The organism is Pseudomonas ficuserectae (assembly GCF_024584585.1).
Lineage (GTDB): Bacteria > Pseudomonadota > Gammaproteobacteria > Pseudomonadales > Pseudomonadaceae > Aquipseudomonas > Aquipseudomonas amygdali.
Genome location: NZ_CP085684.1, coordinates 4,967,781 through 4,981,836, shown reverse-complemented (window position 1 = coordinate 4,981,836; position 14,056 = coordinate 4,967,781). Strand labels below are relative to the sequence as shown.

The 14,056-nt window shown below is 59.6% G+C and carries 15 protein-coding genes; 2 read left to right on the top strand and 13 right to left on the bottom strand.

The genetic code is table 11. The annotated features are described in order from the left end of the window. Positions 1 to 288: 288 nt before the first annotated feature. From LJU29_RS22085 to LJU29_RS22030, 12 genes are all read right to left on the bottom strand, one after another. Positions 289 to 645, bottom strand: a complete 357-nt coding sequence (locus LJU29_RS22085) for a YkgJ family cysteine cluster protein (RefSeq protein ID WP_044294123.1) — start codon at positions 643 to 645, stop codon at positions 289 to 291. Continuing rightward, entirely contained in the window at positions 600 to 1,109 is a 510-nt protein-coding gene (locus LJU29_RS22080) for a DUF2878 domain-containing protein (RefSeq protein WP_257111198.1), read from the bottom strand. Before LJU29_RS22080 ends, LJU29_RS22085 begins: the two co-directional genes overlap by 46 nt. Beyond that, a complete protein-coding gene (locus LJU29_RS22075) occupies positions 1,102 to 2,370 on the bottom strand; it encodes an SAM-dependent methyltransferase (RefSeq protein ID WP_005746219.1) in 1,269 nt (422 codons plus the stop codon). The genes LJU29_RS22080 and LJU29_RS22075 overlap by 8 nt, the downstream gene beginning before the upstream one ends. Then, a complete protein-coding gene (locus LJU29_RS22070; protein WP_004663913.1) occupies positions 2,357 to 3,157 on the bottom strand; it encodes a DUF1365 domain-containing protein in 801 nt (266 codons plus the stop codon). The genes LJU29_RS22075 and LJU29_RS22070 overlap by 14 nt, the downstream gene beginning before the upstream one ends. After that, positions 3,154 to 4,401, bottom strand: coding sequence for an NAD(P)/FAD-dependent oxidoreductase (locus tag LJU29_RS22065; RefSeq protein ID WP_122359070.1), 1,248 nt, complete (start codon positions 4,399 to 4,401; stop codon positions 3,154 to 3,156). The genes LJU29_RS22070 and LJU29_RS22065 overlap by 4 nt, the downstream gene beginning before the upstream one ends. Further along, a complete protein-coding gene (locus tag LJU29_RS22060) occupies positions 4,398 to 5,186 on the bottom strand; it encodes an SDR family NAD(P)-dependent oxidoreductase (RefSeq protein ID WP_044294119.1) in 789 nt (262 codons plus the stop codon). Before LJU29_RS22060 ends, LJU29_RS22065 begins: the two co-directional genes overlap by 4 nt. After that, positions 5,183 to 5,605, bottom strand: a complete 423-nt coding sequence (locus tag LJU29_RS22055) for a nuclear transport factor 2 family protein (RefSeq protein ID WP_054996051.1) — start codon at positions 5,603 to 5,605, stop codon at positions 5,183 to 5,185. Before LJU29_RS22055 ends, LJU29_RS22060 begins: the two co-directional genes overlap by 4 nt. Continuing rightward, positions 5,598 to 7,046: a deoxyribodipyrimidine photo-lyase gene (gene phrB / locus LJU29_RS22050; protein WP_257111197.1), complete on the bottom strand. Its 1,449-nt coding sequence runs from the start codon at positions 7,044 to 7,046 to the stop codon at positions 5,598 to 5,600. Before phrB ends, LJU29_RS22055 begins: the two co-directional genes overlap by 8 nt. A 9-nt stretch (positions 7,047 to 7,055) precedes the next feature. Next, on the bottom strand, positions 7,056 to 7,958 hold the full coding sequence (locus tag LJU29_RS22045) for a MerR family transcriptional regulator (protein WP_005733601.1): 903 nt from the start codon (positions 7,956 to 7,958) through the stop codon (positions 7,056 to 7,058). Between the two features lie 3 nt (positions 7,959 to 7,961). Further along, complete coding sequence (locus tag LJU29_RS22040) at positions 7,962 to 8,918, bottom strand: YbgA family protein (RefSeq protein WP_004663916.1); 957 nt, start codon at positions 8,916 to 8,918, stop codon at positions 7,962 to 7,964. A gap of 233 nt (positions 8,919 to 9,151) precedes the next feature. Beyond that, positions 9,152 to 9,367, bottom strand: a complete 216-nt coding sequence (locus tag LJU29_RS22035; RefSeq protein ID WP_002552164.1) for a TIGR02450 family Trp-rich protein — start codon at positions 9,365 to 9,367, stop codon at positions 9,152 to 9,154. Next, on the bottom strand, positions 9,364 to 10,350 hold the full coding sequence (locus LJU29_RS22030; protein ID WP_004660400.1) for an NAD(P)/FAD-dependent oxidoreductase: 987 nt from the start codon (positions 10,348 to 10,350) through the stop codon (positions 9,364 to 9,366). Before LJU29_RS22030 ends, LJU29_RS22035 begins: the two co-directional genes overlap by 4 nt. Before the next feature lie 288 nt (positions 10,351 to 10,638). On the opposite strand from LJU29_RS22030, the gene LJU29_RS22025 reads away from it, so the two are divergent. Together LJU29_RS22025 and hemH are read left to right on the top strand one after the other, a co-directional pair. Continuing rightward, complete coding sequence (locus LJU29_RS22025; protein WP_002552166.1) at positions 10,639 to 11,541, top strand: TIGR01777 family oxidoreductase; 903 nt, start codon at positions 10,639 to 10,641, stop codon at positions 11,539 to 11,541. Positions 11,542 to 11,563: 22 nt separating this feature from the next. Continuing rightward, positions 11,564 to 12,586, top strand: a complete 1,023-nt coding sequence (gene hemH, locus LJU29_RS22020) for a ferrochelatase (protein WP_004660393.1) — start codon at positions 11,564 to 11,566, stop codon at positions 12,584 to 12,586. A gap of 188 nt (positions 12,587 to 12,774) precedes the next feature. On the opposite strand, the gene LJU29_RS22015 is transcribed toward hemH, so the two are convergent. After that, complete coding sequence (locus LJU29_RS22015) at positions 12,775 to 14,052, bottom strand: uracil-xanthine permease family protein (protein ID WP_002552169.1); 1,278 nt, start codon at positions 14,050 to 14,052, stop codon at positions 12,775 to 12,777. Between the last annotated feature and the right edge of the window lie 4 nt (positions 14,053 to 14,056).

The following is a 14,056-nucleotide window of genomic DNA, read 5'->3' as shown; positions in this document are numbered from 1 at the left end:
ATGCGAGGCAGGACGCCGAGCAAGCTGCACCGGGCCAAGGATGGCCCGTTGCGGCGGCCCCCGGATCAGTGACAGGGCGAAGGAACCCGACGAAGTCGGGCCGGAAACAGGAGCGAAAGGCTTTGGTTACTTTGGCCTCATCAAAGTAACTCGCCGAGGGGCGAAAAGGTGACCTGAGTCGGGCACCAATTCACCTGATGTCGAAGAGCCGCCATGTGACGCGGAGCGTCACGAACTGCATTCCCACGCGGAGCGTGGGGACGATAGTTATCAACCAGGCAACACTGATCAGAGATACGCCGTCGCAATCCCTTTGCGTTCGTTCAGGCAGTCTTCTGCTCCGGCTTCGAACTCACGGCAGATCAGCGGGCGTTTCTCGTAGATCGTGCACATCATGGTGTTGCGATCCAGTGCTGCACACCAGCCGTCGTCCAGACGCAGCATGACCTCGCCACCCCACTCGTCGGTATCAATGTAGCGCTCAGGCACGCCCGTGTCGGTGATGAGCATCACTTCCAGTTGGCAACAGCAAGCTGCGCAGGTCGAGCAGGTGACTTCCGTTTCGCTGTGAATGTCTGCGAGCGGAATGAGCGTAGCGTTCAGAGCGTTTCTCCCGATTGTCTGGCTGCGCGTGCTGCCAGCCATTGCAGCAAGGGAAACAGCCCCGCCCAGACCAGCCCCAGCACCAGCATGCCAGGCCACACTCCGAGGGGAAGGTGGACCTGAGCCAGTTGTGAGCCGGCATAGTACGACATCGGGCCGCCAATAGCGCCCAGCACGGCGGCGCGCCATAGCGGCTTTGCGGTCCACGCCAGGCAATGATTGAGCGTCGTGCCCAGCACCGCCCACAAAACCGCCAGCCACAACGGCAGCAGGTAGCCGCCGCTGCCAAAGTCGAAAACGCCGAGTGTCATCAAGGCACTGTCGAGCACGATACCGATTAACGTAACCGTCAGGATCAGCCGGCCTTCCGCTGCCCATGAGCTGGTCCACAGAAAATGCCCCGCCAGCACGCCGACTGCAATCAGCAGCCAGTAACTGTTACCGCCCAATACGCAGGCGAACCAGCCGATCTGAAAGAGCAGCGCGTTGGCGATTGATTTAAGCATTGAAGCGCCCAAGCAAGGGTTCTCGCAGGGCATCGGGTTTGGCCAGGAGCAGCTGCGCCGTACCGATGGTCCGCTCCAGAAAGCCGCCTTCGCAGTAGCACAGATAGAACTCCCAAAGGCGCAGGAAGTGTTCGTCGTAACCCAGTTCGGCCAGTTTGCCGTGCGCGTGTTTGAAGTTGTCGTGCCACAGGCGCAGCGTGCGCGCGTAGTGCAGGCCGAAATCTTCCATGTGCAGCAGGTTCATGTCGGTATCGCTGCCGACAATGTCCAGCATCTTCGCCACCGAGGGCAGAGCACCACCGGGGAAGATGTAGCGCTGGATGAAGTCCACATTGCGTTTGGCCTGAGCATAACGCTGCTCGCGGATGGTGATCGCCTGCAGCAGCATCATGCCGTTGCTTTTGAGCAGGTTCGCGCATTGCTTGAAGTACGTCGGCAGAAAACGATGGCCGACCGCTTCGATCATCTCGATGGACACCAGCTTGTCATATTCACCGGTCAGGTCCCGGTAGTCGGTCAGCAGCAGCGTGACGCGTTCCTGCAGGCCCAGTTCGATCAGGCGCTGCTCGGTGTAGGCGAACTGTTCTCTGGACAGGGTCGTGGTGGTCACCCGGCAGCCGTAATGCTGCGCAGCATAAATAGCCATGCTGCCCCAGCCTGTGCCGATTTCCAGCAGGTGATCTTCAGGTTTCAGGGCCAGCTTCTGACAGATGCGTTCCAGTTTATTCAACTGCGCCTGTTCCAGCGTGTCGTCCTCGCTGAGGAACTGTGCGGCGGAGTACATCATCGTCGGGTCGAGAAACTGCTCGAACAGCGTGTTGCCCAGGTCGTAATGGGCAGCGATGTTTTTCTGCGAGCCTTCGCGTGTATTGCGATTTAGCCAGTGCAGGGCATGAATGAACGGACGGGTCAGGCGAGCCACGCCGCCTTCCATTGCATCCAGCACATCCAGATTGCTGACAAATACCCGCACCACTGCCGTCAGGTCCGGGGTAGTCCAGTAGCCGTGAATAAACGCCTCGCCAGCGCCGATGGAGCCGTTGCTGGCAACCATGCCCCATGCTGCCGAATCAAGAATGTGGATTTCAGCCTGAATCAGCGCGTTGTTCTTGCCGAACACATGGCGCTCACCCCGTTCGATAACCACCAACTGGCCGTTGCGCAGTCCTGCTAATTGCCGTAACACACCTCGGCGCAGGATATTGGCCGTCAGACCATTGGTGCCCAGATTGGCAGAAAAACTACTGCTACTGCTTTTCATGGCGTGAGTCCTTGGTTTGCGCGGCGGCAGCACGGTACTCGCCGTCGGCGGCCTGATGAGAAAAAATGGGTATGCGCTTGACCAGCAGACGCATCGCCTGCCAGTAAATCGCCAGACAGGTTTTGGCGGTCATCCACGGGTAAGCGATCAGGTAACGATGCAGCGTCTGGCGGCTGAGGTTCTGGCGGGTCAGGTTGAGCGTGGCGTCGAACATTTTCAGTTCGCCTTGCCAGTCAGCCATGTGCACACCAATCCGCTCGGCGGGCTGGCTGAAGCTCATACGGTATTCAAGGTCGCGCGGCAAAAACGGTGAAACGTGAAAGGCCTTGGCCACCGCGAAATACTGATGTCCTTCACCTGTCGCGGGCAGCACATAGCTGTAGCGTTCGCCCCACGGTGTGTTGGTGACTTCACAGAGAATGCCTGCCAGTGTGCCGTCTGCCTCATGGCAGTAGAAAAAGCTTACCGGATTGAACGACAAGCCCCAGCTGCGTGCCTGGGTCAGCAGGCAGACACGACCTGATGGTACGCGGCCCAGCGCTTTGCCAACCTGCTCGCGGACCGCCTCTATGAGGCTCATGCCTTGCCCGGTCAGCGCTGGCAGGTAGTCACGCTCGCGGAACGAGAAGGGCGCGAAACGCTTGCTGCCAGCCAGTGGCGAAAGCCCCAGCACGCTGTCCTGTTCATCCAGATCCAGATATAGCAGGCCTATCCGATAGGTGAACTCATGGGCACGCGGCGCAAATCGCCGGTGGCTGATCCAGCCACTGTAGAGCGCGCTGTTCACAGCGTTTCACCAAACGCCTGGGCGACACGCAAGCCGCTGACCACGCCGTCTTCGTGAAAGCCGTTGGCCCAGTACGCGCCGCAGTACCAAGTGTGGTCGACGCCATTGATTTCTTCCCAGCGCGCCTGCGCGGCGATTGCATCAAGGCTGTATTGCGGGTGCGCGTAACGGTAGCGGCCGAGGATTTTTGTCGGGTCGATGGCAGCGGTCTGGTTGAGGCTGACGCAAAAGGTTGTGTCGCTGTCGATCCCTTGCAGGATGTTCATGTCATAAGTGACGGCTGCCGATTGCTGTTCGCTGCCGCCGAGCCTGTAGTTCCAGCTGGCCCAGGCCAGTTTGCGCTCGGGCAGCAGTCGTGTATCGGTGTGCAGCACCACGTCGTTTTCGGCATAGCGCAGTGCGCCGAGCACCGACTGCTCGGCACTTGAGGGTTTTGCCAGCAGGGCCAGGGCCTGATCGCTGTGGCAGGCAAACACGACTTTGTCGAAGCGTTCGCTGCCCATGGCGCTGTGCAGCGTCACACCGTCACTGTCGCGCTCGACCCGTGTGACCGGGCATGACAGACGAATCCGCTCGCGGAACGACGCCGTCAACGGTTCGACATAACTTCTGGAGCCACCTTCGATCACGCACCATTGCGGCCGATGGGTGACCGAGAGCAGGCCGTGATTCTTGAAAAAGCGCACGAAGAACTGCAGGGGAAAGCCGAGCATGTCGGCCAGCGACATCGACCAGATGGCCGCGCCCATGGGCACGATGTAATGATCGATGAAACGCTGCCCGTAGCCGCCGCTCTTCAGGTACTCGCCCAACGTGGTGTCGGCCGCGATACGCTGGTTTTCCAGGTCGTCGACCGATTGACGATTGAAACGCAGGATATCGCGCAGCATGCCCCAGAACCTGGGCGACAGCAGGTTGCTGCGTTGGGCGAACAGACTGTTAAGGTTGTTGCCGTTATATTCCACGCCAGTGCGCGGATCATGCACCGAAAAGCTCATTTCGGCGGGCTTGAAGCCAACACCCAGCAGACTCAGCAGGCGAATGAAATTGGGGTAGGTCCAGTCGTTGAATACAATGAAACCGGTGTCAATGGCGTAAGCCCGGCCTTCGACCTGCACGTCCACCGTATGAGTGTGCCCGCCGACCCAGTCGGAGGACTCAAACACTGTCACCTCATGCGCGCGGTTGAGCAGGTAGGCACTGGTCAGGCCAGCGATCCCGCTACCAATGACGGCGATTTTCATTGCGCATCCTTATTCGACGACTCGGTCCGCGCCATACGTTTGCCGAGGGCCAGTCTGGCGCGTGCCGGGAGCATTGCCAGCGCGCGCATGCTGAAAATGAACAGCGCCGGGAACGCGATATCCAGTGGGCGTTTGTTGCGCCCCAGTTTGCTGGCGATATGTTTGGCGGCCTTCTCGACAGGCCAGCGCATCGGCATGGGGAAATCATTTTTCTGCGTCAGGGGCGTGTCGACGAATCCTGGGCTGACCACGGTCACGTCAATGTTCTCGCTGGCCAGGTCCAGACGCAGCGCTTCGAACAGATAACGCAGGCCGGCTTTCGAGGCGCCATAGGCTTCTGCGCGGGGTAGCGCCAGGTAGGTCACCGCACTGGCCACGCCGACCAGGTGAGGCTGATGCCCCTTGCGTAGCAGCGGCAGTGCTTGCTCGATGCAATAACTGCTGGCCAGCAGATTGGTGCGCACCACGCGCTCGACCATTGCCGCTTCGAACTGCCGCACGTCGATGTATTCACAGGTACCCGCGTTGAAGATGGCGGTGTCCAGCGCGCCCCATTGCTGCGCGATCAGGTCGGCCATGGCCTTGACCTGCGCAGGCTCGGTGATGTCGCCTGTCACCAGCAGCACCTGGGTCGGGTAAACAGTCGCCAGGTTCTGCAGCGGTTCAAGCGTACGGGCGGTCAACGCCAGCCGATGTCCGGCGTTGAGCAGTTCTTTGGCCAGCGCCAGACCAATGCCGCTGCTAGCTCCGGTCAACCAGATGCGTCGTGCAACAGGAGTGCTCATCCCAACCTCTTCTTCAGCCAATGGATGACTCGACCCATGATGGGCAGATGTTCGTAGAGCAATGCACCGGCATCGAAGTAATCCCGGTGTCGATAAACCTTGTCGTGCCACTTCAGGTGCGAACAGCCTTCGACACGAATCGTCCGGCCCCCAGCCAGACGCGGGTGCGAATAGCTCATGGTCCAGACCAGATAGCCCTCGCCGGGGCGCACTTCATCGAAGGCATGAAAGTCGAAGTGCAGATCCTGGACGTTGGCATACAGCTCGTCGAAATAACGTCGCATGGCGGCGAGGCCGTGTATGTCATGCATCGGGTCGCTGAACGACACGTCGTCGCTGTACAGCTCGGCGATCTGATCAAGGTTGTCCTTGTTCAGTGCGGCAAAACCTTCGGCGAAGCGAGGCAGGAAATCAGTCATGTTCGATTCCCGCAGCGGGTTGGCGGGCCGGAAGCGCTTTGAACGCTGCCAGGGCGCGGGCGCGGCTTTTGCTCATATCGACGATAGGTTTCGGGTAGTCGGCAGCGCCAAACAGGCCGCCGATGGACGCGGGGTCATGAATCTGCTTTTTATTCAGATCGGCGAGCTCTGGCAGCCAGCGCTTGATGAACAGGCCTTCGGGGTCGAAGCGTTCCGACTGCGACAAAGGGTTGAAAATACGGAAGTAGGGCGCCGAGTCGGTGCCGGTGGACGAGCTCCACTGCCAGCCACCATTGTTCGACGCCAGGTCGCCGTCGATCAGGTGGCGCATGAAAAACCGCTCGCCCTCGCGCCAGTCGATCAACAGGTTTTTGGTGAGGAACATCGCAACGACCATCCTTAGCCGATTGTGCATCCATCCGGTTTCCAGCAACTGGCGCATCGCTGCGTCAATAATCGGCAGACCGGTACGCGCCTCTTGCCACGCCAGCAGTTCTTCGGGGGCATCGCGCCACTTCAACGCCTCGGTTTCCGGGCGGAAGGCACGATGCCGTGATACACGAGGGTAGCCGACCAGCGTGTGTTTATAAAACTCTCGCCATAATAGCTCGTTGATCCAGGTCACAGTGCCAACGTCGCCGGTCTCGAATTCCCCCTGGTTGCTGCCCAGCGCCGCATGCAGGCACTGGCGCGGCGAAATCACCCCTGCCGCCAGATACGCTGACAGCTGACTGGTGCCGGGTTTGGCGGGAAAGTCGCGTTCGGTCTTGTAGTAACTGATTTGCGCGTCGGCGAAGGTCGCCATGCGCCGCCTGGCTTCGGCCTCGCCTGCTGGCCACAGGTCACGTAATGCTTTCGAGGGCGTGGCAAAGCCCTCGACCTGATCAGGGATCGAGTCGCTCTTGATCGACAGTGATTGCTGGGCTTTGGGTGTGCGCACCGGCTGCGGCATGGCCTGGTTCATCCGGTTGTAGCAGACTTTCTTGAACTGAGTGAATACCTGGAAATAATTGCCGGTCTTGGTCAGTATGCTGCCCGGCTTGAACAACAGCTGATCAAGGTAACTGGTGACCTGCACACCGGCTTTTTCCAGCGCCTTCTGCACCGCCTGATCACGGCGTGTTTCGTTGATGCCGTATTCCTGATTGAGGTGCAGGCCTTCGACCTTGAGCTGCGTGCACAGTGTCGACAGCACTTCAGGTGCCTGATCCCAGGTATCGGCCTCGCGAATCAACAGCGGTACGTTCAGCGCGCCCAGTGCCTTTTCCAGCTCGACCAGATTACGCAGCCAGAAATCCACCTTGCAGTCAGCATCGTCGTGGCTGCGCCACTGTGCTGGGCTGAGCAGGTAAACCGCCAGCGTCGGACCGCGCTCCATGGCAGCGGTTAGGGCAGTATTATCGTGAACGCGCAGGTCGCTACGCAGCCAGATCAGTTGCATGAGAAGTCCTTAGATAAGTCCGAGCTTGCCCAGCTCTATCTGCGCGCCGAGTGCGTCGTGGGCAAGGGTCAGTCCAGCTATCTCGCTAGCCTGTACGAGCAGCTCGGCGTTATGGATCTGCACCGTTGGTCCGCTCAGCACCACAGGGCAGGTGATATTGGCCAGCAAGCGGGGCAGTTGGGCCACATTCAGGGCTTTGCTGGAGTACAGCAATATGCCACGTGGCTTAAGGTATTCCGCGGCCAGCGCCAGCTCACCGACCGGCAATGGCCAGTCGAACACCTCGACCGGGCAGTCGGCACTGCTCACCAGCCAGGCCGCGAGCCACAGGTGTGGTTCCAGCGGCAGATCGGACTGATTGACCAGCAGCAAAGGGCTGCCATTGAGCTGGCGATTGTTGTGATAGATCCGCGCGCCAAACTTGCTGCGTAGCCAAGAGTAGAAAAAAGTGCGCTCCAGCTGTGCGCCGAACTTGCCTTGCCAGCGCTGCTCCAGTTCGGCAAGCAGCGGCAACAGCAGCTGTTCGCACAATGTGCGTGGCGGGTACAGCGACATCGCCTGATTGAACACGTCATCAACCCGGCGTTCAGCCAACTCGCCGATCGCCACCAGCAGGGTCTGACGCAAGGCGTCCCAGTCGTTGGTCGGCGGCAGGGCGTCCTGACGGTTGTCATCGATCAGGCCTTTGACTTGGCTCACGGAGACGCCACGGTTGAGCCAGGTCAGAATCTTCATGACGCGCTGCACATGCTCGTCCGAATACAGCCGATGGCCTTTGGCGGTGCGGTGCGGAACGATCAGTCCGTAACGGCGTTCCCAGGCGCGCAAGGTAACGGCGTTGACGCCTGTCTGCCGTGCGACCTCGCGGATAGGCAGCCAGTCGCCCGGCACCTCTGTGTCTGTTTCATTCATGAGTCAAATCGCATTACGCAGGCTGAGGTTTTCCGGATGGGGCTGCATGTACACCTGCAGCGCTACATACGGATCCGGATGTTGGCGAAAGTGATGCTTGAGCAGGGTCAGCGGTACGATCAGGGGGACGATGCCTTGGTGATACTGGCTGATCACTTCCTGAATTTCCTGCTTGTCCTCGGCACTGATGGTTTGTTTCAAGTAGCCGCACAGGTGTTGCAGGACGTTGGTATGAGTGCGACGCGTTGCGCACTTCTTCAGCGCCGCCATCAGCTCGCTGAAATACAGCGGCGCGATTTCGTTCGGGTCGGTGCGGCCCATGCTGCCAAGCATTTTGCCCAGTGCCTTGTATTGCACCGGGTCATTGGCCATCAGCTGGTATTTGTAGCGCGAGTGAAATTCGGTCAGTGCACGCCGGGTGACGCCGTCTTTCAACAATTGCTGCCAGGCGGCATAGGCAAACACACGGGTCACGAAATTTTCCCGCAGCACAGCGTCATTCAGACGCCCGTCTTCCTCGACCGGAAGGTTGGGGTGGCGCTCGCAAAAGGCCTGCGCGTAGATACCACGACCGCCACCGTCTACCGGGGCGCCGTTTTCGCGGTAGACCTTGACTCGCTCCAGGCCGCAGGACGGGGATTTCTGCATGAAAATGTAACCACAGATATCACCCAGCTCCTCGGCCATCTGTATGCCGTAATTGGCGAGCGCCTCGGTAACGTCCAGCTCACGATTGACGGTGCCCAGCGCCTTGGGGTTTTCCGCGTCGCCCACCAGCCTGATCGGCTCGCGCGGGATGCCCATGCCGATAGCGACCTCGGGGCACGCCTGGACGAAATCAAAATACTTGCTCAGTGCCCGCGTGCACAGATGGGACTCCTTGTGGCCGCCATTGAAACGAACCTCGGCACCCATCAGGCAGGCACTGATGCCGAGCTTGGGTTTTTCGATTGCGGACATTGGCATCGGTCACCTCTACAGAAGACTTGTACAGATAGTTCGCGCTGTACAACTTGTCTTCATCATAGGGGGATAGGTGTACAAGTCAAATTCTTTGTAGAGGGTTTTGAAGACTGCTCTGAACTGGCCAGTGCCAAAGCTGCGTTCGCACGCATCCTGTGACGCAGAGCGTCACGAACTGCATGCCGACGCGGAGCATCGGCACGATAATCATCCGAATCCGGGCAAACCCGCTACTTCCAGCCCATCCGCCATGTATCCGCCTGCTGCAGCACCTGCCACGGCAGTCGTTCGCTGCGCTGGGTCAGCACGGCCTGCAGTTCGATTTCCAGCACAGTGCCTTCTTCATCCTTGAACAGCTCAGTCACCAGAAAATGTTTTTCCCGGTTGAGCGGGGTGGCTGCGGTCCATTTCGACAGCAGCAGTTTGCGAGGGTTGATCTGATTCATTGCAGGTGTTCCAGCAGTCGGCGTGCCGCTTCCTGGCCACTCAGCCAGGCGCCTTCGACGCGACCCGACAGGCACCAGTCGCCACAGACATAAATGCCCAGGTCGGCATCCGACAGCGCGCCCCATTCATGAGAGCCGGCAGGTCGTGCATACAGCCAGCGGTGCGCCAGGCTGAATACCGGCGCGGGCATGGCGCAATCGATCAATTCCGCAAATGCGCCGTGCAAGTGTTCGATAACCTGTTCTCTGGAGGCGTCGAGGTTCTGCCGGCTCCATTGGCTGGTGGCGTGCAGGACCCAGCTATCGAGCGTGTCGTCGCGCCCCGGTTTGCTGCGGTTGCGGGCCAGCCAGTCCAGCGGGCTGTCCTGCACGAAGCAACCCTGCATGGGCGTTTGCAAGGGTGTTTCGAAGGCCAGGGCCACTGCCCAGGTCGGGTCCATCTTGACGCCTGCCACCACACTTGCCAGCTTCGGTGCGGCAGCCAGCAGAGCAGTGGCCTGCGGTGCCGGGGTGGCGATGATCACATGGCTGAAAGGGCCGTGGTTTTCGCCTTCGGCATCCAGCAGGTTCCAGTGCTGCTCTCCGCGAAACACATCGGTGATGCGGCACGAGAATGACACTGGCAAGTCGCCGCGCATGGCGCGGGTGATGGCGCTCATGCCTGGCTCGCCCACCCAGCGCACCTGCTCATCCGGCGATGGGCTGAGCCTGCCGCCGTGAAAGTTGTAGAGCAAGGGCGTCCACTCGGCGACGTGCCCTTGAGCCTGCCATTGCTTCACGGCGGTGGCGAAACGCCGGTCACGAGCGGTGAAATATTGTGCACCCATGTCCAGCGAACCTGCGTCGCTGCGCTTGCTGGACATTCGACCGCCGCTGCCGCGGCTTTTGTCGAAAAGGTGCACCTGATGCCCGGCTGATGTAAGCGCCTGGGCTGCTGAGAGTCCGGCGATACCGGTACCGATGATTGCGATAGGGACAGTCATAGGGGCCTCGTTACCTTGTCTGTACAGACTACGCCGTAGTTAAAACCTGTACAATCTTCTTCTTTGGTATAACTTGCAGTGGTTTTGGAATTTGCCTGTTGAGTCACATTGCTGCTTTGAGGGTCGAACGGGGCAGCCATAAAGGCAAGGGCCTCATGGCTGCGCTCCATTAAGCTGTGGCCTATGGTTCAACTGACAGTTTCGTTTTCCGGACAAGCGTCACGGAGATCGTCACTGGTAAAAATAAGACTACTCAATTGTCACGTACGCCACGCGAGGTTATCTGCCATGCACATATTGCTGACCGGTGGTACTGGTTTGATAGGACGAGCGCTCTGCCGTTTCTGGTCTGCTCAGGGCCATGAACTGACGGTATGGAGCCGAAAACCCGCCGATGTCGCCGAGCTATGCGGCGCCTCGGTGCGTGGCATTGCCAGCCTTGATGAGCTGGGTGCGCAGCCGGTGGATGCAATCGTCAATCTGGCGGGCGCGCCTATTGCGGATCGCCCCTGGACCCGCAAGCGTCGCCTGCTGCTGTGGGACAGCCGCATCGGGCTGACCGAACAACTGCTGACCTGGCTGGGCACCCGCTCGCAAAAACCTGCGCTGATGATTTCCGGTTCTGCGGTCGGCTGGTACGGCGACAGCGGCGAGCGTGAAATCGATGAAACTTCACTGCCTGCCAAAGAAGATTTTGCCAGTCAGCTGTGCAACGCCTGGGAAGAAACCGCGCAACGTGCCGAGTCGCTGGGTGTGCGCGTGGTGCTTATCCGTACCGGGCTGGTGCTGTCGGACCGCGCCGGCTTCCTGCAACGCCTGTTACCGCCCTTCAAATTCGGCATGGGCGGGCCTATTGGCAATGGCAGGCAGTGGATGCCCTGGGTTCATATTGACGATCAAATTGCGGCGATTGATTTTCTGTTGAATCTGAATGAAGCAAAGGGTCCTTATAATGTTTGTGCGCCATCACCGGTGCGCAATCGTCAGTTTGCCAAGGCACTGGCAGGTATTCTGCATAGGCCGGCATTCATGCCTATGCCTGCGCTGGCCCTGAAAGTATTGCTGGGCGAACTTTCGGTGCTGCTGCTCGGTGGTCAGCGTGCCCGGCCAGAGCGTTTGCAGAAAGCCGGTTTCACATTCAAGTACACCGAACTCGACACTGCCCTGCAAGATTTGCTGGGTCGCCACTGAACGCTTTGAAATAGGATGTTGCATGACCGATCACGCTTTGTTGCTGGTCAATCTGGGTTCACCTGCTTCTACTCAAGTGGCAGATGTGCGCAGCTATCTGAACCAGTTCCTGATGGATCCTTATGTGATCGACCTGCCGTGGCCCGTTCGCAGGCTGTTGGTCTCGCTGATTCTGATCAAACGACCAGAGCAGTCCGCGCATGCCTATGCGTCCATCTGGTGGGATGAAGGTTCGCCGCTGGTGGTGCTGAGCAAGCGCCTGCAGCAGGCGATGAAAAAAGAGTGGTCGCACGGGCCGGTCGAGCTGGCGATGCGCTATGGCGAGCCGTCTATCGAAACGGTGCTGACGCGCCTGTCAGAGCAGGGCTTCAAGAAAGTCACTCTGGCGCCGCTCTATCCACAGTTTGCCGACAGCACAGTGACCACTGTGATCGAAGAGGCCAAGCGCGTGGTGCGCGCCAAATCGTTGAAGATGCAGTTCTCGGTTTTGCAGCCGTTCTACGATCAGCCTGAATACCTGAGTGCGCTGGTGGAGAGCGTGAGGCCGCATCTGGAACAACCTTACGACCACTTGTTGTTGAGTTTCCATGGTTTGCCCGAGCGGCATCTGCACAAGCTCGACCCGACCGGCAAGCACTGCCTCAAGGACGATTGCTGCATGACCGCGCCGGCCGAAGTGCTTGCCACCTGCTACCGCGCCCAGTGCATACAATCGGCGGCGGCGTTCGCCAAGCGCATGGGCATTCCTGACGGCAAATGGTCTGTGTCGTTTCAGTCACGTCTGGGGCGTGCCAAGTGGATCGAACCCTACACCGAGGCGCGTCTCGACGAACTGGCTGCGCAGGGCGTGAAAAGGCTGCTGGTCATGTGCCCGGCATTCGTGGCTGACTGCATCGAGACCCTGGAAGAGATCGGCGACCGTGGTGCCGAGCAGTTCAAGGAAGCGGGGGGAGAGGAACTGGTGCTGGTGCCGTGCCTGAACGACGACCCCAACTGGGCGAAAGAGCTGAACAGACTATGCGAGCGCGCACCGCTGATGCTGTGATGCGTCGCACGCAATAGTCGCAGAACTATCGTTCCTCGCGCTCCAGCGCGGGAATGCCTTGGGTGACGCTCTGCGTCACAGATCTGTGCAGCGCCACAGCTTCAAAATCGGACGCGAAGCGTCCAGAACGGCATGCCGACGCGGAGCGTCGCACGATAGTCAAACTATCGTGCCTCACGCTCCAGCCATTACAGCAACTGATCATCCGGCTTGTTGCGCTTCCAGCTGTCATGTCCCGGCAGGACCAGATTGAGGATGATCGCGGTAATGGCGCACAGGGCGATGCCCTTCAGGCCAAAGTCGTTCGGACCGTTGCCGGTGCCGATCAGTACGCCGCCGATCCCGAATACCAGCGTCACCGAGACAATCACCAGATTGCGCGCTTCGGCCAGGTCGATCTTGTGGCGGATCAGTGTGTTCATCCCCACTGCGGCAATCGAACCGAACAGCAGGCACAGAATCCCGCCCATTACCGGCACCGGAATACTCTGCAGCAAGGCACCGAACTTGCCGATGAACGCCAGTGTTATGGCGAAGAACGACGCCCAGATCATGATCTGCGGGTTGTAGTTCTTGGTCAGCATCACTGCGCCGGTCACTTCGGCGTAAGTGGTGTTGGGCGGGCCGCCAAACAGGCCTGCCGCTGTCGTGGCGATGCCATCACCGAACAGCGTGCGATGCAGGCCCGGCTTTTTCAGGTAGTCGCGCCCGGTCACACTGCCGACTGCGATCACGCCGCCGATGTGCTCGATGGCCGGGGCCAGAGCAACCGGGACGATGAACAGAATCGCCTGCCAATTGAATTCCGGTGCGGTGAAGTGCGGCAGTGCCAGCCAGGCCGCGTCAGCAATCTTTTTAGTGTCGACTACGCCAAAGTAGAACGACAGCGCAAAGCCCACCAGCACACCTGAGATAATTGGCACCAGACGGAAAATGCCTTTGCCGAACACCGCCACGATCAGAGTCGTGAGCAACGCGGGCATCGAAATCAGCATGGCGGTCTGATAAGGAATCAGCACTACGCCGTCGCCGGTCTTGCCCATCGCCATGTTGGCCGCAATCGGGGCCATGGCCAGACCGATGGAAATAATCACCGGCCCTATCACCACCGGAGGCAGCAGCCGATCGATGAAACCTGTGCCCTTGATCTTCACCGCCAGACCGAGAAAGGTGTAGACGAAGCCTGCCGCCATCACGCCACCCATGGTCGCGGCCAGACCGAACTGGCCCTTGGCGAGGATGATCGGGGTGATGAACGCAAAGCTCGAGGCCAGAAACACCGGCACCTGACGCCCGGTGACAATCTGGAACAGCAATGTGCCAAGGCCTGCCGTAAACAGCGCCACGTTTGGATCGAGCCCGGTGATCAGCGGCATCAATACCAGTGCGCCAAAGGCCACGAACAGCATTTGCGCGCCGGAAAGAATCGTGCGCCACAGTGGATCGTTGAACTCCTGCTGCGTCATCGGG